The 19,717-nt window shown below is 60.0% G+C and carries 18 protein-coding genes and 1 tRNA gene; 7 read left to right on the plus strand and 12 right to left on the minus strand.

Annotation, left to right across the window (positions count from 1 at the left end; all coding sequences use genetic code 11):
* Positions 1 to 29: 29 nt before the first annotated feature.
* Positions 30 to 119, plus strand: a tRNA-Ser gene (locus tag DWZ01_RS07765).
* 3 nt (positions 120 to 122) lie between these two features.
* Here DWZ01_RS07765 and DWZ01_RS07770 read toward each other — a convergent pair.
* Positions 123 to 707, minus strand: a complete 585-nt coding sequence (locus DWZ01_RS07770) for a TetR/AcrR family transcriptional regulator (protein WP_158557017.1) — start codon at positions 705 to 707, stop codon at positions 123 to 125.
* A gap of 211 nt (positions 708 to 918) precedes the next feature.
* On the opposite strand from DWZ01_RS07770, the gene DWZ01_RS07775 reads away from it, so the two are divergent.
* A complete protein-coding gene (locus DWZ01_RS07775) occupies positions 919 to 1,470 on the plus strand; it encodes a LemA family protein (protein WP_082421874.1) in 552 nt (183 codons plus the stop codon).
* 301 nt (positions 1,471 to 1,771) lie between these two features.
* Here the strand turns inward: DWZ01_RS07775 and DWZ01_RS07780 are convergent, their stop codons facing one another.
* Both DWZ01_RS07780 and DWZ01_RS07785 read right to left on the minus strand, forming a co-directional pair.
* Positions 1,772 to 2,824 carry a branched-chain amino acid aminotransferase gene (locus DWZ01_RS07780; protein ID WP_035138743.1) on the minus strand — a complete coding sequence of 351 codons (1,053 nt, stop codon included), beginning with the start codon at positions 2,822 to 2,824 and terminating at the stop codon, positions 1,772 to 1,774.
* A 289-nt stretch (positions 2,825 to 3,113) separates the two neighbouring features.
* Positions 3,114 to 3,761 carry a DedA family protein gene (locus DWZ01_RS07785; protein ID WP_117848562.1) on the minus strand — a complete coding sequence of 216 codons (648 nt, stop codon included), beginning with the start codon at positions 3,759 to 3,761 and terminating at the stop codon, positions 3,114 to 3,116.
* A gap of 223 nt (positions 3,762 to 3,984) precedes the next feature.
* Here DWZ01_RS07785 and cysE point away from each other — a divergent pair, with 223 nt between their 5' ends.
* Positions 3,985 to 4,689, plus strand: a complete 705-nt coding sequence (gene cysE / locus DWZ01_RS07790) for a serine O-acetyltransferase (protein WP_035138740.1) — start codon at positions 3,985 to 3,987, stop codon at positions 4,687 to 4,689.
* A 110-nt stretch (positions 4,690 to 4,799) separates the two neighbouring features.
* On the opposite strand, the gene DWZ01_RS07795 is transcribed toward cysE, so the two are convergent.
* The 4 genes from DWZ01_RS07795 to DWZ01_RS07810 form a co-directional block, all read right to left on the minus strand.
* On the minus strand, positions 4,800 to 6,815 hold the full coding sequence (locus tag DWZ01_RS07795; protein WP_117848563.1) for an ABC transporter ATP-binding protein: 2,016 nt from the start codon (positions 6,813 to 6,815) through the stop codon (positions 4,800 to 4,802).
* Between the two features lies 1 nt (position 6,816).
* Entirely contained in the window at positions 6,817 to 8,541 is a 1,725-nt protein-coding gene (locus DWZ01_RS07800; RefSeq protein ID WP_117848564.1) for an ABC transporter ATP-binding protein, read from the minus strand.
* The gene (locus DWZ01_RS07805) at positions 8,541 to 9,041 is read right to left on the minus strand and encodes a MarR family winged helix-turn-helix transcriptional regulator (protein WP_117848565.1); all 501 of its coding nucleotides are present in this window, start codon (positions 9,039 to 9,041) and stop codon (positions 8,541 to 8,543) included. Before DWZ01_RS07805 ends, DWZ01_RS07800 begins: the two co-directional genes overlap by 1 nt.
* A gap of 180 nt (positions 9,042 to 9,221) precedes the next feature.
* Complete coding sequence (locus DWZ01_RS07810) at positions 9,222 to 9,512, minus strand: hypothetical protein (RefSeq protein ID WP_006235631.1); 291 nt, start codon at positions 9,510 to 9,512, stop codon at positions 9,222 to 9,224.
* 294 nt (positions 9,513 to 9,806) lie between these two features.
* Here DWZ01_RS07810 and DWZ01_RS07815 point away from each other — a divergent pair, with 294 nt between their 5' ends.
* On the plus strand, positions 9,807 to 10,328 hold the full coding sequence (locus DWZ01_RS07815; RefSeq protein WP_117848566.1) for a nitroreductase family protein: 522 nt from the start codon (positions 9,807 to 9,809) through the stop codon (positions 10,326 to 10,328).
* Between the two features lie 64 nt (positions 10,329 to 10,392).
* Here the strand turns inward: DWZ01_RS07815 and DWZ01_RS07820 are convergent, their stop codons facing one another.
* From DWZ01_RS07820 to DWZ01_RS07830, 3 genes are all read right to left on the minus strand, one after another.
* Complete coding sequence (locus DWZ01_RS07820; RefSeq protein ID WP_147332641.1) at positions 10,393 to 10,968, minus strand: hypothetical protein; 576 nt, start codon at positions 10,966 to 10,968, stop codon at positions 10,393 to 10,395.
* Positions 10,969 to 11,052: 84 nt separating this feature from the next.
* Positions 11,053 to 12,270, minus strand: coding sequence for a helix-turn-helix domain-containing protein (locus DWZ01_RS07825; protein WP_117848568.1), 1,218 nt, complete (start codon positions 12,268 to 12,270; stop codon positions 11,053 to 11,055).
* Between the two features lie 266 nt (positions 12,271 to 12,536).
* Positions 12,537 to 13,571: a YeiH family protein gene (locus tag DWZ01_RS07830; RefSeq protein WP_117848569.1), complete on the minus strand. Its 1,035-nt coding sequence runs from the start codon at positions 13,569 to 13,571 to the stop codon at positions 12,537 to 12,539.
* A gap of 193 nt (positions 13,572 to 13,764) precedes the next feature.
* Here DWZ01_RS07830 and DWZ01_RS07835 point away from each other — a divergent pair, with 193 nt between their 5' ends.
* Positions 13,765 to 14,466, plus strand: a complete 702-nt coding sequence (locus tag DWZ01_RS07835; protein WP_117848570.1) for a GntR family transcriptional regulator — start codon at positions 13,765 to 13,767, stop codon at positions 14,464 to 14,466.
* Between the two features lie 111 nt (positions 14,467 to 14,577).
* On the opposite strand, the gene glmS is transcribed toward DWZ01_RS07835, so the two are convergent.
* The gene (gene glmS / locus DWZ01_RS07840) at positions 14,578 to 16,425 is read right to left on the minus strand and encodes a glutamine--fructose-6-phosphate transaminase (isomerizing) (protein WP_117848571.1); all 1,848 of its coding nucleotides are present in this window, start codon (positions 16,423 to 16,425) and stop codon (positions 14,578 to 14,580) included.
* A 330-nt stretch (positions 16,426 to 16,755) separates the two neighbouring features.
* Here glmS and DWZ01_RS07845 point away from each other — a divergent pair, with 330 nt between their 5' ends.
* Positions 16,756 to 17,868, plus strand: a complete 1,113-nt coding sequence (locus DWZ01_RS07845) for a LacI family DNA-binding transcriptional regulator (RefSeq protein ID WP_233506196.1) — start codon at positions 16,756 to 16,758, stop codon at positions 17,866 to 17,868.
* Positions 17,869 to 17,981: 113 nt separating this feature from the next.
* Here the strand turns inward: DWZ01_RS07845 and DWZ01_RS07850 are convergent, their stop codons facing one another.
* On the minus strand, positions 17,982 to 18,632 hold the full coding sequence (locus tag DWZ01_RS07850) for an HAD family phosphatase (RefSeq protein ID WP_158557018.1): 651 nt from the start codon (positions 18,630 to 18,632) through the stop codon (positions 17,982 to 17,984).
* 168 nt (positions 18,633 to 18,800) lie between these two features.
* Between DWZ01_RS07850 and DWZ01_RS07855 the strand changes: the two genes are divergently transcribed.
* Positions 18,801 to 19,679, plus strand: coding sequence for an ATP-dependent sacrificial sulfur transferase LarE (locus DWZ01_RS07855; protein WP_117848573.1), 879 nt, complete (start codon positions 18,801 to 18,803; stop codon positions 19,677 to 19,679).
* Positions 19,680 to 19,717 lie beyond the last annotated feature (38 nt).

The raw sequence follows: 19,717 nt of genomic DNA on the forward strand, positions 1-19,717 counted from the left end.
TTCAAAACGATGCTATCATTACGACTCACGGAGAGATGGCAGAGCGGTTGAATGCGGCGGTCTTGAAAACCGTTGAGCGCGAGAGCGTTCCGGGGGTTCGAATCCCCCTCTCTCCGCCACTCCTAGTGATGCACCGGTGTCATGGTCCGCTCAAACAACGCATCGACCACGTCGGCTATCTCAGGTCGACGCTCAAGATCGTGGCCCGATTCCCACCATATCGTGAAAAGTCGAATAATACCGCCGGCGACAAACTCAGACGTCGTCTCGAGTGACACGGGGGCCAGGGCATCCTCGGCAAGCACGTTCATCACACGCTCGCGGATGGAGCGGGCAATGCGGTCGCAAATAACGTTGGTCAACATGCCCGACATGCTGCTTGCCAAAATGTTATCCATGAGCCGCTCGTGCGTCAGAATCAAATCCATGGCATCGTCCAAAATCGCGTGCCGAAGCGCGCGCACGTCCTCGGCAGACACTGCGCCGGCCTCATCGGGCTGTTTTTGCGGCAAGCCCGACATGAGCTCATCGATATAAAAGGCAAAGTAATCGTTCTTGTCGCGAAAGTGCTTGTAGAACGTCGTGCGGCGAATCATGGCCCGGTCGCACAGCATGGCAACCGTCAGGTCCTCAAAACGATGCTCCTCGAGAAGCTCGGTGAAGGCATCGAAAAGGGCGCGGTAGGTTTTCTTAATGCGAAGGTCCACTGGTATCGCCATCCTCAGGGCAAAGACAACACTCGTCAATCTGTCGCATATCTTACACCTGTACCTCGCGCGCTTTGCCCCGGTGCCGGCCCCGCCGAAAACACAACGCTTACCGGAAAGTTCGGCACGGCAAAACGTTGCGGGTATACTAGTAGCGTTATACCAACGGCAGCTGGCGCATGCCGCCGCGGCCATTCGAAACGGAGACATCATGATTACCGTCATCATCGGCATCGTTGTTGTCATTGTGATTGTCTGCGCCATCGCCGGCATCTACAACAACATGGTCACCAAGCGTAACCGCATCGATAACGCCTGGCAGAACATCGATACGCAGCTGCAGCGCCGCAACGACCTGATCCCCAACCTGGTCGAGACCGTCAAGGGCTACGCCAAGCACGAGCAGGAGACGCTCTCCGCCGTGATCAGCGCGCGTAACACCGCCGTCAAGGCCACCACGCCCGAGGCCAAGATGGAAGCCGACAACGTGCTGACCGGTGCGCTGCGCCAGCTCTTCGCCGTAGCCGAGGCCTATCCCGATCTTAAGGCAAACACCAACTTTACGCAGCTGCAGGCATCGCTCGAGGATACCGAGAACAAGATTAGCTATGCACGCCAGAGCTACAACGACTGCGTGCTCAGCTACAACAACGCCATTCAGACGTTCCCGGCTGTCATCTTTGCCGGCATCTTCCAGTTTAAGGAGCGCCAGGGCTTCGAGGCCGCCGAAGCAGCCCGCCAGGCCCCGACCGTCAAGTTCTAACAATCACGGCCGAGTCTTAAGCCAGTTCATCAACCCTTTAGGGTCCAAGGCACAAACCTTGGGCCCTTTTCTTATCCACGCACAACGCGCGGCCAATAGACCGCGCATCATCTTTTTTCAGATTAATCATTGCCCGTTGTGACATCGCCGAACCCGCAGGGCAGAGAGCAAGTCCCCCCCCCCGGCGCACTCCGCAGGACGCAAGAAGCCCTCGCCGCACGAAGTGCGCAGCGAGGGCTTCTTGCATGTCCGAGGACGCGCCGGGGGGGAACTTGCTCTCTGCCCGGATAGGTAAGACAGCTTACGCGACGGTGTAAACCCAGTTGTGCTTATCCTCGACAGCACCAGACTGGATACCAGTCAGGGTCTCGCGGAGCTTCTTCATCACAGGGCCAATCTCGGTGTAGCCAGCCGGGAAGGTCACAGTCTCGTCGGCGCCGTAAACCTTGTTGTCGATCTCGCCAACCGGGGAGATGACGGCAGCGGTGCCGCACAGGCCGCACTCCACAAAGGTGCCGGCCTTGACCTCGGCCCACTCGACGGGACGCTGGTCAACGGTCATGCCCAGGTCCTGAGCAACCTGAACGAGCGAACGACGGGTGATAGAGGGCAGGATGGAGTCAGTGTGCGACTGCGGAACGACGAGCGTGCCGTCCTCCTTCACGAACAGGACGTTGGCACCGCCGGTCTCCTCGACATAGGTGCGGGACTCGGAGTCGAGATACAGGTTCTCGGCATAGCCCTCGCGGTGAGCCTCCATCGTGGGCTTGAGGGACATGGCGTAGTTCAGGCCGGCCTTGATGTTGCCGGTGCCGTGCGGCGCGGCGCGGTCGTACTCGGAAACGCGCAGTTTAACGGGCTTGAGGCCACCCTTAAAGTACGGACCGACCGGGGTCACGAGAATGCGGAACGTGTACTCAGGAGCGGGAGCCACGCCGATCACGTCACCGGAGCCGATCATAAACGGACGCACGTACAGGGTCGCGCCGGAACCGAAGGGCGGAACCCAGGCGGCGTTGGCAGAAACGACCTGCTTGACGGCCTCAACGAACTTGTCCTTGGGGAACGGGGGCATCTCGAGGCGCTGCGCAGAGTTGTACATACGCTCGGCGTTCATATCGGGGCGGAAGCAGACGATGCTGCCGTCCTCGGCGGTGTAGGCCTTCAGGCCCTCAAAGACCTCCTGGCAGTAATGGAAGATGCCGCCGCACTCGGAGACATGCAGGGTGTGGTCGGTGGTCAGGCCGCCTTCGTCCCACTCGCCGTCCTTCCAATGGGCCTCGTAGCTGTAATCGGTCTTCATGTAGCCAAAGCCGAGGCTACCCCAATCGATATCCTTCTTCTCGACAGTCATATGTCGCTCCTTACATACACAGTTGCAAACTCGCGAACCCGCACGCAAGGACCGAGGCCGGCCGCGTCGCAACGTCGCACGCCCGGAGCGTAGAGCCGGACGGGACACGCGAACAGCGCCAAAGCCGATGGCACGTCGATTCGCATGCACGAGATTGTACTCCCCGTACGCGTCTGATAAAACGCTTTTCTTTAACTAAGTAAAGTATTTTCATTTGACCGAAGCTGAAGAGGCCCGCCACCGTAAACGGGGACGGGCCTCAACTGCACGGTTTGCGCGTTGGCTCGAGCTATGCGTTCTTTTTGCCCAGCTTAGCCTTGACCAGACCGACCACGGTCGGGATGATCGACACGGCAACGATGCCAACGATTAGCAGCTCAAAGTGCTCCTGTACAAAGGGAATGCCACCAAAGAAGTAGCCCAGCAGTGTAAAGAGCGTTGACCAGGTAATGCCACCCAGCACGTTAAAGATGACAAAGTTGCGCCAGTGCATGCCGCCCATACCGGCAATAAAGGGCACAAAGGTGCGGATAAACGGGAAGAAGCGACCCAGGAAGATGGCCAGGTGGCCCCACTTGTCCAAGAAATCCTCGGACTTTTTGATGCGCTCGGGCGTCATAGCCTTGACCTTGCCCGAAGCGATGATCTTTTTGCCAAAGAAGTGACCGATCATAAAGTTGCACTGATCGCCCAAAATGGCAGCGGCCCATGCGGTGGCCAGAAGCGCCACAATGTTAAAGCCGCCATTGTGGGCAAAGAAACCCGAGGCGAACAGCAGCGAATCACCGGGAAGGAACGGGAAGAACACCACGCCCGTCTCGATAAAGATGATCAGGAACACGCAGCCGTAGGCCATAAGCGGGCCGGCGGCGATCCAGCTGGCGATCGCGGTGCGCGGGTCCTTAAGCAGCTCGGCAATAAAATTGATGAAACCCATGAAGTAAAACCTCTCAGTTGTGGGCGCGGATACGTCCAAGTTGACCAGTATACGGTTGCGGTGCCCCCTCGTGCGCAACCCCACAAAAGCATGACTCCATTACCAGCAAGTTTGCATAACTGACACCTGTCGCGCAATGCCGCCAAGATTGTCCTTCCTAATCCCTAGCGAATCGCTATACTTTATTGAATCGCATTGCCATGGCGCTAAGGGAGGGCGGCCGGTGAGCTTTATCAATACCATTCGCGAGGACATCAAGACCGTCCAAGCGCAGGACCCCGCCGCGCAAAACGGTCTGGTCATCTTCCTTTCCTATCCTGGCCTGCACGCCAAGTGGAACCACGTGCCCGAGCACTGGCTGTGGGAGCATGGACATCGCTCGCTCGCCCGCGTGCTCTCGCAAATCACCCGCCACATCACCGGCGTCGAGATTCACCCCGCGGCACAGATCGGCAAGCATTTCTTTATCGACCACGCCATGGGCGTCGTCATCGGCGAGACCACCATTGTGGGCGACAACTGTGTGCTCTACCAGGGCGTCACGCTCGGCGGCACCGGCAACGAGACCGGCAAGCGTCACCCCACCCTGGGCAACAATGTCACGGTGGGCACGGGCGCCAAGGTGCTCGGCAACATCCGCATCGGCAACAACGTCAAGATCGGCGGCAACTCGGTCGTCGTTAAGGACGTCCCCGACAACTGCACCGTCGTGGGCGTGCCGGGACGCATCATCAAGCGCAACGGCTGCCGTGTGTTCGAGGAGAGTTTCGACGCCAAGCAGCATCGCGAGTACATGCCCGATGACGCCGCCGAGCAGTCCGCCCTCAACCGCCAGGGCATCACCGAGAATGCCCGCCGCGTCAAGGAACTCGAGCGAGAGGTGGCCGAGCTCAAGGCCCTCGTCGCCAAGCTCGTGGACGAACGCTAGGAACGCAAGCGGCACAAAACGACATCGGCATCAACGCAAAGGCGCGCCAGGGAATTCACCCCCGGCGCGCCTTATTTGTGATGTGGCAAAGAGACTGTCCCTTTGTCACATTATGCGAACTGGCTCAGATAGAGGTCGGCGTAGGCACCCTCGGCTGCGAGCAGCTCCTTATGCGTGCCCTGCTCGATGATGTTGCCGTGGTCCATGACCAAGATCAGGTCGGCGTCCACGATCGTCGACAGGCGATGCGCGATCACAAAGCTGGTGCGCCCGCGCATGAGCGCGTCCATGGCGCGGCCGATGGCAAGCTCGGTGCGCGTGTCCACGCTTGAGGTCGCCTCGTCCAGGATGAGAATCGCCGGGTTATTGAGCAGCACGCGTGCGATGGTCAGCAGCTGACGCTGGCCCTGGCTGATGCTCTCGGCATCGTTGGCCACGCGCGTGTCGTAGCCCTGCGGCATGGTGCGCACAAAGAAGTCGACCTGCGCGGCACGAGCGGCCGCGACAATCTCCTCGCGCGTCGCCTCGGGGCAGCCGTAGGCGATGTTTTCGGCAATCGTGCCATCGAACAGCCAGGCGTCCTGCAGCACCATGCCAAACTGCTGCCGTAGCTCGCCGCGGTCCATGCGGCTCGTATCCACGCCGTCGAGCGTAATACGCCCGCCGTCAATCTCGTAGAAGCGCATGAGCAGGTTGATGAGCGTCGTCTTGCCTGCGCCCGTGGTTCCCACCACGGCAATCTTCTGGCCCGGCTCGGCGGTAAACGACACGTCGCGCATGAGCGGCTTGTCGGGCGCGTAGCCAAAGCGCACATGCTCAAAGGCGACGTGGCCCTCCACCTTGCCCGGCAGCTTGGCGGCGACCGCCGGCAACGGATCGGCTTCCATCTCGGACTCGTCGAGCAGGTCGAACACGCGCTCCGCGCTTGCCAGCGCGCTCTGCAGCGAGTTAAAGGTAAACGACAGCTGCGTCATGGGCTCGGATGCCTCGTAGATAAACTGGAAGAACGCCTGGAACACGCCGACGGTCATATGTCCGGCAACCAACATGCTGCAGCCCACAAGCGCAATCACGATTTGCGCCAAACGGCCGATAAAGCGCACCGCAGGGCCGACGGCATTGATCATAAAGTCGGCCTTGGTGCTCACGCGCGCCAGCTCCTTCGAAGCCTCGTGCACCTCGGCAGAGCTCTGGCGCTCGCGGTTGAACGCACGGATTACCAGACGGCCCGAGTAGCCTTCCTCGACCGCGCTCGTAATCTTGGACACCCACTCCTGGCGCTCGCCCGTCACATCGTGCGTGCGGCGCGAAACGACCTTCGTCACCAGCAGCGAAAGCGCCGTAAAGAACAAAAAGACGAGCGTGAGCGGCACGCTAAACACGAACATCACGCTCACGGCACCCACCACGGTACCGATCGACACCAGAAGCTGCAGCAAGCCGCGCTGCATGCTCTCGGACATCTTGTCCAAGTCGTTGGTCGCACGGCTGACGACCTCACCGGGACGATGTGCGTCAAAAAAGGCAAGCGGCAGACGGTTGAGCTTTTGTGCGATGCGGTTGCGTAGGCGCAGGTTGAGGCGCTCGGCAACGCTCGACATCAAAAAGCTCTGGAGTGCGTAGAACGAGGCGGCGGCCGTCCAAATCATAAAGTAGATGAAGATGGTCCTGCCGCAGTTCTCCCAGGTGATGCTGAAGGTGGTATCGTTGGCAAACGCCACCTGAATGTGGCCCCACAGCTCATCGATCACACGGGCGCTATATGCCGGCGCAGCGGTGTTAAAGATGGCATAGAACACAATGCTCGCGAACACGATATAGAAGCGCCAATGGTCGCCGGCAGCCTCGCTCCACAGGCGGCGCACCGTCGCCCAGGTGTCGCGGGGTTTCTCGTCCTCGTCCTCGTCGTCCACATCGCGCATGCGCTCTGCCTCAGCGCGGGCGCGCTCGTCCTCGGCGCGCTCGTTTTCCTCGTAGAGCGCTTGGCGGCGAGCCTCGCGCTCGGCTGCAGCCTTGGCGGCGTCATCCAGCTCGGTCGACATGGCAGCCCGCTCGACCGCTTCCTCGGCAGCGTCCGCAGCGGCGGCATCGACAAGGCCGCCCTGCTTCTTGAGCTCCTCGGTCATGCTACTCACCTCCCTTCATCTGCGATTCCGCGATGGCGCGGTACACCTCGCAGGTTTCCATAAGCTCGCCATGCGTGCCCAAGCCCACAACCTCGCCATCCTTGAGCACGACAATCTGGTCGGCATGCAGAATCGTCGAGATGCGCTGCGCGATGATGAGCACCGCGGCATCGCGCGTCTCGTCTTGCAATGCATGGCGCAGGGCCGCATCGGTCTTAAAGTCCAGGGCCGAAAAACTGTCATCGAAGATGTACAAATCGGCCTGCTTCATGAGCGCGCGAGCAATGGCCAGGCGCTGGCGCTGGCCGCCCGAAAAGTTCGTACCGCCCTGGGCAACCGGGGTATCGAGCCCCTGCGGTTGGTCGAGTACAAAGGTGCTCTGGGCAACCTCAAGCGCGTGAAGCATGTCGCCCTCGGTCGCGCCTTCGTTACCAAAGCGAAGGTTGCTCGCTACCGTGCCCGAGAACAGCCACGCCTTCTGCGGCACATAGGCAATGCGCCCGCGGATTTCGTCTTGCGTAAGCTCGCGCAGGTCCACACCATTCAGGCGAATGGAGCCCTTGGTGGCATCGTGGAAGCGCAGCAGAAGCTTTGCCACCGTCGATTTGCCCGAGCCTGTCGAGCCAACGATCGCAGTCGTCTGACCGCGACGGCAGGCAAAGCTCAGGTCGCACAGGGTGTCCTCGTCGGCATCGTCAAAGCGAAACGACATGTGGTCGAACACGGCCACCGCATCGGCTTCGTCTTGGGGCTCGCGCGCCCCGTCATCCAGCGTGCGCTCGCCATCGACGATGCTCGGCTCAATCTCCAACACCTGCTGCGCACGGTTCAGGCACGCGGCAGCACGCGGAAGCGTCAGCACCACCATCTGGGCCATCATCACAAAGAACAGGATCAGAATTGCATACTCCAGCACCGCCGAGATACTCGCAATCTGCATGGCGTGGGCGCCTACGCGGTTGCCGCCCACCCACAGCACCGCCACCTCGGCGATGTTCATCAAAAAGAAGCTTGAGCTGTCGAGGCCCACAAACAGGTGGTTGACTTTGATGGCGTTGGCGGCGTATTCGCTAAACACCTCGTCCAGACGCCGTTCCTCGTGGCGCTCCTTGTTAAACGCACGGATGACGCGCACGCCCACAATATTCTCGCGCAGCACCACGTTCATGCGGTCGATAAAGCCCTGTAGGCGCATAAAAATCGGCGCCGCGTTGGCAACCGTAAAGACCGCCGCCACCAGCACAATCGCAACGACTACGCCCAGAAGCGTGCCCATGGCGGGATCGATAAACCAGGCGAAGATGATGCCCGCCACAGCCAAAAACGGCACGGGCAGCACCAGCTGAATCGTCTGCAGAATCGCCTGCTGAATCACGTTGATGTCGTTGAGCGAGCGCGTGATCATCGATCCGGTGCCAAAGCGCTCAAAATCGCTGGCCGCGAGCTCGAGCGATTTGTCGTACACGGCATTGCGAATATCGCAAGCCACGTTGGCGGCCAGGCGCGCCGAAAGATAGCAGCCCAGCACCGTGCCGCCGCTAGCCATGCTGGTTGCGATAAACATGTATAGGCCGTTGCGTAAAATGTAGTCGACATCGCCCGTGGTAATACCGGTGTTGACCATGTTCGCCAGCATCGTGGGAACCAACAGCGTACCGACGTTATCCACCAGCAGCACCAGCAGCGTCACTGCGACAAGCCCTCGATATGGCTTTAGAAACCTCATTAACAGTCGCACGACTCCCCCTCACCTTGATTCTCGGCTTGGCTCTCGGCAGCGATATGCTGCTTAAAGGCATCGCACTCATCGCCGAGCACCTGAGAGAATTTGCCGATCAAGCGCATAATCTCGCGCTGCTCACATGGCTCAAGCGCGCCAAAGGCTCGCTGTTCGGCCTTGAGTGCCGGCAACGCATAACGCTCGGCAAATCGCCTGCCCTCTTCGGTCAGGCTCACAACCTTGCTCTTACGACTGCCTTCGGCAAACTCCAACGTTGCGAAGCCCCGCGCCGTCAAGGTTTTAATTGCCGAGTTGATGGTCTGCTTGCTGTAGAACCATTCGCTTGTCAGACGGCTTACGGCAATACTGCCGCCCGCCGTGCTGGTGTCGACGAGCATCCAATAGGCGCAGTCCGAAAGGCCGCAGGCGCGCGAGAACTCCGAATAGATATGGTCGAGTCCATTGAGCAACCGATCGAAGTCGACCAGCGTAACCGCACTATTCATCTATCCCACCATTCGATTGTCCGATTTTTGACCAATTTTGTGTCTCTAGATTAGTCCGAGTTTTGACTATCGTCAACAGGCTCTCCGCAAATGCGCGCATTTTATGGCCTATCGGCAGAAAAAGACCGCCGGCGCGGGGGCGGCGCCAGCGGTCACGTGAAAATCGGGTTTTATTGCCTGTTAAGCGGCGACGGCCTCATAGACCGTAGCGCCCGAGAAGCTGTCATGCAGGCTCTTGCCGGCAATCCACGGCAGCTCGACGACCTCGCAGACCGTGTTGACCAACTCAGAGCAGTCAGTAAAGTGGCCCTTGTCGTTGAGGGCCTCGCAATCCTGAACACGCCAATAGCCATCGGTGTGCGTGATGTAGTACTCGTGATCGTTGATCGACACGAAAGCGCGCGTCTTGGAACGCAGCAGCTTCAGAAATCCTTCGAAATCGGTCTCGACGACATCTCCAGCCTGGAACATGATGTTACCTCCTGGCCCGGCGCCACCACGGCGCATTGATAAACGTTGGTACTCCTTTAGTAAAACCTTTATCAGAGGTTATGCGTTCGTCATTTAGGCAAGTGGTAAAAAACCGCAGGGTAGACGGGATAAAACGTTTAACCATCCCATTTGTTTGTCACATTCTGAAGGTACTTTTATGCAAACCTACTTTCCCAATTGGAATCTATCCTTTTGGCCGGGCAATTGACCGTCTATCGTTTAAGCCCGACGGGTATGAACGGGGCATCTGCAACGCCACCGCAAGGAGACACCATGGAGACTATCGAAGCACTCATTCACCGCCGCAGCTGCCGCAACTACAGCGATCGTCCCGTCGAGGCCGAAAAGCTTGCACGTATTATTGAAGCCGGCCAATATGCACCGAGCGGCATGGGCCGCCAGCCGGTGACGTTTGTCGCCGTCACCGACCCCGCGACCGTCAAGCGTCTCTCACAGCTCAACGCCCAGGTCATGGACAGCAACAGCGACCCCTTCTATGGCGCCAAGACCGTTGTGGTGGTGCTGGTTGACCGCAGCGTGCCCACACATCTGGAAGACGGCTCGCTCGCCATGGGCAACTTGCTCAACGCCGCCTATGCACTGGGTGTCGATTCGTGCTGGATTCACCGCGCGCATGAGGTCTTTGACTCGCCCGAGGGCTTGGAGCTGCTGGCCAGCTGGGGCCTGCCCGCCGACGGCAGCCTGCGCGGTGTCGGTAACTGCATTCTTGGCTACGCCGAGGACGCGCTACCCGAGGCAAAGCCGCGCCGCGACAACGTGGTGTACGTAAGGTAACCCAGGAGCGTCAGCGGGGGTAGCTAATTTTGGACGGGGCTATTTTAGCTACCCCACTCGCAACTTATATTGACGTCGCCGTTGTCGTCGTTTCGTTCGTGTGAGTCGTTTCGGCTTCGCTGCCTTGTTCGCCCTCGTCCTTTTGAGCATCGGCGATGGTGGAGGCCGCCGCAACGATGCCGCGCTGGGGTGCGACGCCCGTCTGGGTCTGAGCGCCCTCGACAACTTCTGTGCCTGCATGCGCGAGCTCGGGCGATTTAAACACTGCGTCCAAGTTGGCGCCACCGCCGGCGTAGCCAAGCGCAGCGAGTGCGATGACGATCACCGCAACGACGACCGCGATCGGAACATAACGATGCCAACCAGCCGGATTGAGTCCGCTGCGGCGAGCCGCCCCTCGGCTGATGTAACCGAGCGTTCCGTCGTGCTTGAGCTTTGAGCCCACCACGCGTTTGCGGCCCCACAGCGAGGACTCTGCCTGCATGGCCAAGCGGGCGCTTGCCGAAGGATAGCCATATTTAGTGCGCTTGAACGAGCCATCAAACCCCGAGGCGTGTTTGCCCCACGTCACCGATGTCGTGCGTCGGTTGACCGGCGCGGCGCTCCGCCTTCTGCGGCTCGGTTTTGAAGTCTCAGCCATATGCCCTCGCACGCCGTAACCAAATCGAAACAATAACGCTTTGGACTGTAGCACACGCGTCGCGCGCGGTCACGGACGCCTCGCTCAACGGTCATCGTCCTTCAGCAAGCGCCACAGCGTTGTACGGCTTATGCCCAGCACCTCCGCCGCACGGGTTCGATTGCCGTGGAGATGATCTACAACCAGATGCGCGATATCTCGCTCGGTATCGGCCAGCGGTCGCAGGATATACAGGTCGCTTTCGAGTGTCGGGGCGCCAAAGGTTGCGGTCTTAATCACGTCCTCTTGGGCGAGCACTTCCTCCGCCACAGCGCGGTCCACCGTGCCCGCCCCCACCAATATATACAGTCGTTCCGAGACCTCGCGGAGCTGCAGATAATTGCGCGGCCAGCGGTAAGCATCGAGCGTCTTCGTCGCCGCGGCAGACAGCGTGGGCGCTGCCGTCCCAAATGCGTCAGCGAGATATTCCAAATAGCGCGCAACCTTCGTCGACGCGGCTCCCTGCTCGGCGATTGCCGGCGCCACGCTCACCGCACAGGCGAAGCGCTCGGTCACAAAGGCGGCTTGATCACTTTCGCTGCCGCCCGGCATGTCATTCGCCGTCAGCACCACATGGCAGCGCGTCGCCAACGCGGTGTCGGCCATCGTGGAGACCAGCTCGCGGAGGCGCTGGGGGCCAACCGCGTTCCAGCCCTCAATGCAAAGGGTCAGCTCCGTTTGGAACAACGGCGATTCGGCGCTTTTGAGCACATGGCGCCAACCGCGCTCGGTGAGCTCATCGAGCGCGACGGAAACAAAGGGCTGATCGGCAAAAGGACCGTCCAGATAGAGGCGCTTGGCAATCTCGACCTGACCTGCGCCAAGCTCGCCCTCGAGCATAAGGGGCACGCCGCGCGCATAGCTCTCGGCAACCGGTGCAGCTACCGCAGCAGCGCCTTCAACGATGCCGTACGCGCTCGATTCGTAGCGGGCCTCAACTTCGTCGGCGTTGAGCCATTCGATGCCCGCATGCGCCGCGGCGCCGCGCACCTCGCGGACCACGACGACCCAAAGGCCCCCGCCCTCTTTGTCGGTGGGGCGAACGGCCAGGCTCAGGCGCGTACCCGCACGCCCCATAACCAGACGCGCGCCGTCTCCTATACGGTCGAGGCGCTCAGCAACAAAAGCCGCCACATCCCGCTCAAGCGCCGCGTCATTCATGGTCGAGATCGCGACGTCCCCACGCGCATCGATTGCCAATGCCGAGGCCCCGGCAGCAGCCAGGGCCTCGGTCAAGATGTTCAGCTTGGCATCGCTATCCATGATTTGCCCCTGTCCGCGGCGACATGCAGCCGCCGACGGTCGCACGACCGAGTGTTTCAAAATTGAACGATATTGCTCACCAAACACTATAGGGCAGAAAGCGCCGTCCTGCGAGTATAGGTGTTGCCCCGCATCGCCATCCTGGCGGGGCGATAAGAGCTCTTCGGGACTTATAAACCTGCGGACAAGCCATACCCGCAAGAGCTCCTATCGCTCCACCGTGAGAATGCGCTCACCAGCACGCAGCACGCAAATAAGCTACTTCTCTACCAGATTCCCAGCACGTGCTGCATTCCCAAACTCATGCACGCAATGCCAATCCAGCAGCAAAAGCCCAGCGCGATGGGCTTGCCGCCCTTTTTGACCAGCTCGACGATATCGGTATTAAAACCAATAGCCGCCATGGCCATCACAATAAAGAACTTCGACAGTTCCTTGATGGGCGCCGTAAAGGACGCGGGAAGCTGAAGCACCGTGGTGATCACGCTCGCCAGCACAAAGAACAGCACAAACATGGGAAACGCGCGTTTAAGCGAGAACGTGCTTTTGGCGTCGCCGCCGGCCTTCCGCGCCAGATGCATCTGCCAGCATGCTAGGACCAACGTGATGGGAATGATGGCCAGCGTCCTGGTGAGCTTGACCACCGTGGCGCTCTCGAGCACATTGGCACCGGGATGCATGCTGTCCCAAGCGCTCGCCGCAGCCGTTACGGACGAGGTGTCGTTGATGGCGGTGCCGGCAAACAGGCCAAAGCCCTCGTTGGTCAGCCCAAGCATGCCACCGAGCGTCGGAAACACGAGCGCCGCGATGACGTTAAACAGGAAGATGACCGAAATAGCCTGGGCAATCTCGCGATCGTCGGCATCGATGACGGGTGCGGTCGCGGCGATGGCGGAACCGCCGCAAATCGACGAACCCACACCCACAAGCGTCGCGATCTTGCTCGGCACGTTCATAACGCGGCAGAGCACAAAGGCGATGACAAGCGAGGTCGAGATCGTCGCCACGATAATCGGCAGCGACTGGGCGCCCTTGGACAAAATCTGGGAGAGGTTCATGCCAAAGCCAAGCAGGATAACCGCGTACTGCAAGACTTTTTTGGACGTATAGGTGACGCCGGCGGCGAGCTGTTCGCGACGATTCTTGGGAAAGACGAGCGCCAGGACCATGCCAAAGAGGATGGCAAATACCGGTCCACCGACCACCTCAATTTGTTTGCCGAGCAGCGTCGCGGGGATAGCGATGATCAGGCAGAACAAGACACCCTTCCAGCGCTCGCGTACGATATTCGCCAGTTGCATATGGGATTCCTTCTTTCTATTTCACGTTTGCGACGGTTTATGATAAGGCAACATTGAGTGCAACCTTGCGTAAACAACGACTAAGACGCCGCAATAGTTCTCAGGCAACAGCCGAATCACCCACCACGGAAAGCTGATTCGCGGCATAATTAACAACTGACATATGAGTGTGATAGAACAGTTGCGAGGCGCTATGGAAGAATCGATGCACGTTGGCGAGCAGGAGACGAGCCTACAGGACCAGTCCTACCACACCATTCGGCGCAAAATCGTCTACCTGGACTACAAGCCGGGCGAAAAGCTCGGCGTCAAACAGCTTTGCGACGACCTGGACATGGGTCGCACGCCCGTGCGCGAGGCTTTGGTTCGCTTGGCGCAGGAAGGCCTGGTGCGCACCGTGCCCCAAAGCGGCACCTATGTCTCGCCCATCAACCTCACCCTTGCCGAGAGTGCCTGCTACATTCGCGAGCACCTGGAAAAACAGGTGATTGTAGAGTGCTGCGCCCGTGCCACCTCGGCAGGCATCGAGCAGCTCGACCGCGCCATCGCGCTGCAGGAAAAGGCCATGGCCGAAGAGGACCGCATCGGCTTCTTTTTGAGCGACAACCTCATGCATCACATGATTTTTAGCATCGCATGTCGCAGCACCGTGTGGTCGTGGCTCGAAGAGACCAATGCCGACCTTGAGCGCTTTCGCTGGCTGCGCGCTGCCACGCAGGTTCTCGACAATCAGGACATCGTGAACGAGCACAAGCAGATTCGCCGCGCTATCGCCGGTCGCGACCCTATCGAAGCGAGCTTTTTAGTCAGCAAGCACCTGCACATGATGTTCCGCAACCAGACCGAGGTCCTGGACCAATATCCCAAGTACTTCGAGACCAGCAAGCTCCGCTAACCTGCCAAAAAGGGACAGGTTTATTTTGGCAGGCTTTATCTGGCCAAACGCAAAAGGCCCGACTCCGCTTGATGTGGAGCCGGGCCTTGGTCGTTAGAACGGCGGAACCAACTACTCTACCGTGACGCTCTTTGCCAGGTTACGGGGCTGGTCGACGTCGCAACCGCGCAGGATGGCCACCTCGCGGGCGAGCAGCTGCAGCGGAACGCTCGCCGTGATGGGACTGAACACGTCGCGGACGGCCGGCACGCGAATGATGCAGTCAGCGATCTTGTTGATTTCCTCGTCGCCCTTGGTTGCAACGACGATAACCTTGGCGCCGCGCGCCTTGCACTCCATAAGGTTCGACACCGTCTTATCGTACGTTGCGCTCTTGGTGGCCACAGCGATGACAGGGAAGCCCGGGTCAATCAGCGCGATGGGGCCGTGCTTCATCTCACCGGCGGCGTAGGCCTCGGCGTGCAGGTAGCTGACCTCTTTGAGCTTGAGCGCGCCCTCGTAGGAGATAGCGGCACCCATGCCACGGCCCACGAACAGCGCCGACTGCGCGTCCTTGCACAGCAGGGCGGCCTCATGCACGGACTCGGTCTGGGTATCCAAAATCCACTGGATCTGCTCGGCCGTATCGGAAAGCTCGCGGAACAGCATACGCGCCTGCTTGGTGGTCAAGCGGTACTTGACCTGCGCCAACAGCAGAGCCAAAAGCGTCAGGCTCACGACCTGGCCGATAAAGCTCTTGGTCGAGGCGACCGCGATCTCCTTGTTGGCCTTGGTGTAGATAACGCCGTCGCTCTCACGCGCCACCGGGCTGCCCACCACGTTGGTGATGCCGAAGACCTTGGCGCCCTTGATGCGCGCGTCACGAATGGCGGCAAGGGTATCGGCCGTCTCGCCCGACTGGGACACGGCAACGACAAGCGTCGTCGGCGTAATGATGGGATTGCGATAGCGGAACTCGCTGGCCGCCTCAACCTCAGTAGGGATGCGAGCCCAGCCCTCGATAAGGTTCTTGGCAATGAGACCGGCATGGTAGCTGGTGCCGCAAGCGATCACGTAGACGCGGTCGATATCGTTGAGTTCCTCGAGCGAAAGGCCCAGCTCATCGATATCAAGCTCACCGGCGGGGGTCATGCGGCCCACCAGGGTATCGCGCACGACGCGCGGCTGCTCGTGAATCTCCTTGAGCATAAAGTCGGGGTAGCCGCCCTTTTCGGCCATGTCCAGATCCCAGTCGATATGGGTAACCTTAGGCTCAATCACATTGCCGGCCTCGTCGGTATACTCGACGCCTGCGGGCGTGAGCTTGGCAAACTGGCCGTCCTCGAGCACCACGACGTCGCGGGTTGCGTCGATGAGCGCGATGACATCGGAAGCAACATAAGAGCCGGTTTCGCCCGCGCCGACTACGATCGGGGAATCCTTGCGGGCCACGGCGATCACGCCGGGCTCGTCGGCGCACACGGCGGCCAAGCCATAGGCGCCCACCACGTGGGTGCAGGCCTCGCGCACGGAAGCCATCAGGTCGTGCGTCTCGGCATAGGCCTCTTCGATCAGATGCGCGAAGACCTCGGTATCGGTCTCGCTCTTAAAGTGATGGCCGCGGCCCTCCAGCTCTTCGCGCAGCTCGGCGAAGTTCTCGATGATGCCGTTGTGGACGATGGCGATACGGCCATCGCAGCTGGTGTGGGGATGGGCGTTAACGACGGAAGGCTTGCCGTGGGTAGCCCAGCGGGTGTGACCGATGCCGCAGGTAGCGTCGCTGTCGATGTTGGAAAGCTCGCTCTCCAGGCCCGCGACCTTGCCCACGCGACGGATGACGTCGAGGTGCGCCGCGGCGCCCTCGCCCACCTCGAGTGCGACGCCCGAGGAGTCATAGCCGCGATACTCCATACGTTTAAGACCCGTGACCAGGATGTTCTTTGCAATATCAGAGCCGGTGTAGCCGACGATTCCGCACATAGGATAAATCCCTTCGTCCGCGTGACTGCAAAACGTCCACGCACATGGGGCGCTGAGACGTATAACGTTCGAGTATTGTACTCACGCAGACGCAAGCTGATATACCAGAAGTGGTATCCCAACTTAGATACCACCCGATGCACACACGTCCAGCCGGTCCAAACCACCACAATGGGAACAGGCACCTTTGTGGTGGCTTGGTCTGGCAGCATCGTTTCCCCAGATAAAACCTGCCAAAATAAACCTGTCCCTAATTGGCAGGTTTTGCCACCCCAGGGGCGGGCGATGCTACAATCTGGCTTGTACTTGAAACGCATCAAAGGGGCCGCTATGGCAAAGGTTAAAATCAGCGACGTCGCGCGCGAAGCCGGGGTTTCGTTGGGCACAGTTTCCAACGCGCTCAACCATCCCGAAAAGTTGCGTCCCGAGACCCTCAAGCTCATTAACGAAACCATCAATCGACTGGGCTACCTGCCCAACCAAAGCGCTCGTCAGCTCGCGGGCGGTGCCACCAAGTCCTTTGGCCTGGTGCTCCCCCGTCTCGATCACGGTTTTTCGCTCCAAATCGCCAGCGGCGCCCACAACGAGGCCCGCAAGCACGGCTACGACCTGCTCATCGCCAACGCCGATAACGACGATATTCTCCAGGACCATTACCTGCGCTATTTTATGGGCACCCAGATGTCCGGCGTTATGGTTCAGCCCATGGCATCCCCCGACTGGCACCCCGCCATGACCAAGATGCCCGTGCCGATCGTCCATCTGGACATCCATTGCTCCGAGCCCGGCTACTACGTAGCGGCCGACAACGAGGCCCAGGGTCGCATCATTGCCGAACTCGCCATCGCCCGTGGCGCGCGCCATATTGTCGTCGTCGGCCGAGCAGCATTTATGCAACTCACCCTGCGCGTCCTTGGCATTCACAAGGCGCTCGCCCTACATCCCGACATCAAGATCGAAGTCATTGACGCCGGCGAGTGGAACACGGCGGCCGACGGCTATGGTATCGGCAACCAAATCGCCGAGCGTCCCGCCGACGAACGCCCCGATTTTGTCGTCGGTCTAACCGACGTGCTGGCCTCTGGCGTCGTTTCGGCACTGGTCGACAAGGGCATCTCTGTCCCCGGGCAAGTACGCGTAGCAGGCTGCGATGGTAACCCGCTCGCTTGGAGCGGATCGGTCCCGCTCACTACGGTAGCGCCCCCGGGCTACGAAATTGGCCGCAAGGGCGTCCAACTGCTGATGGAGCAAATCGAGAACAAGGCCCCGGCAAAGACCAAGCATATCCGCGTCGGCTCTGCAGCGCGCACCGTCACCGCAGTCACGGCCACCGAGAATATCAACCGCCAAGAACTGGTACGTCCGTTCCTACTGGAGCGCGCCAGCACCCAGGCAAGCACCCAGACCGACGCCACGGCCATCAACCTCGGCGCGTATCTATAGCACGCCCGCAAGTATGCTAAGTCGCCGCTTAAGCAAAAGGGGCCCGACCATTGCCGGGCCCCTTTTGCTTAAGCGCAAACGTGGGTAATTGCTCGTTTCAACACCGCAATTGTCTAGCGCACGGCCTTGACCACCGCCGTCAGATCGAACAGCGTATCGAGCACGGCCTCGCAGCCGTCCACCACGTCCTGCGGCAGCGGCACGATATCGGGGACGACACAGACGTGGCAACCGGCCGTAATGCCCGAGACGCAGCCGTTGCGCGAATCCTCGACCACGGCACACTCCTCGGGAGCAAAGCCCGCGCGCTCGCAGGCGAGCAGATACATCTCGGGGTCGGGCTTACCGTGCACGACGTCCTCGCCGCAGGTCACCGTCTCAAACTTGTCAAAAAGACCGACCATCTTAAGGTTGCGCTCGGCCGTAACGAGACGCGACGACGTCGCCAGGCCCACGTGATAGCCCGCAGCCAGCAGCTCGTCTATGCACTCGGCGGCACCGGCCTTAAGCTCCAAATCGGTCTTAACTATCTCGTCGCGAATCTCCTTGTGGCGATGATAGATCGCCTCAGCGGTTTCTCTGCTGCCGTAATGCGCCTCAAGAATGTCCATGACATCGGGCAGCGTGCGACCGATAAACTGATGGATCAGCGCATCATCAATCGCGACCCCAAGCTCGGCAGCGCCCGCTTTCCATGCCTTAATGCCCAAACGCTCGGTATCGACCAGCGTTCCGTCCATGTCAAAAATAACAGCCTTAATCATATCGGTCCCCTTCATCGGCTTGCGTTACCGCCACTCTACCGCACTTTACAAACTTGTATATAACGTATATAGCATATTGAACTTCCGTTACATAGATAGAAGTCTTATGGCGAGCTGCTCGGTAGGATTATAGTTTTCGACCGAGTACTCAACGGTAAGGAACGTTTCATGTTTTCAGATAGCACCGCGTCCACAAAGGAGCTTCAGGACAAACTCGCAGCGCTCGAGCAGCTGCTTTTGGCATACGGTCGCGTCGCCATCGGCTTTTCCGGCGGCGTCGACAGCAGCTTTTTGGCCGCGGTCTGCGCCCGTATCATGCCCGCCGACACGCTTCTCGTTCACCTCACCACGCCGCTCATCGGCACGCCCGAACAGACCTCGTTTGAGCGCTCCGTTGATGGACAAGCCAATGAGGGGCCGCATTTTAAGCTCCCCGTGCTCAATCTTTCGGTCGATCAGCTGCAGCTCCCCCAAGTAGCCTGCAACGATGCCAATCGCTGCTACCACTGCAAGCATGCCGGCTTTACCGCTATCGTCAACCACGCCAAGTCGCTCGGCTTTCTCACCGTCATCGATGGCAGCAACGCAAGCGACCGCGGCGATTATCGCCCCGGCATGCGCGCCGCCCAGGAGCTCGGCGTACGCTCCCCTCTCATGGAGGTCGGCTTTACCAAGGACGAAGAGCGCGAGCTGCTGCGCGTATGGGGCTATCCCGTTTGGAACCTGCCGGCGGGAGCCTGTCTTGCCACGCGCGTCCCCACGGGCGAGGAGCTTACGCGCGATAAGATCGATTTAATCCGTACCTGCGAGGACTACCTGCACGATCTTGACCTGGCGCAGGTTCGCGCGCGCTTGGTCGGCGGCTGCATGCATATCGAGGCCGTTCCCGCAGATATCACCAAGATTGCCGCTCTAGGCGGTAGTACCGTCGATGCCGAGGGCAAGACCCCGCTGCCCGCCGCCATCGAGTCCGCGCTGCGCGAGCTGGGCTGCGACCATATCTCCCCCGAGGTCACCCCCTACATCCACGGCAACATGAATCAGTAACCTGCCAAAAAGGGACAGGTTTATTTTGGCAGGTTTTA

The organism is Collinsella sp. AF28-5AC (assembly GCF_003457875.1).
Taxonomy (GTDB): Bacteria; Actinomycetota; Coriobacteriia; order Coriobacteriales; family Coriobacteriaceae; genus Collinsella.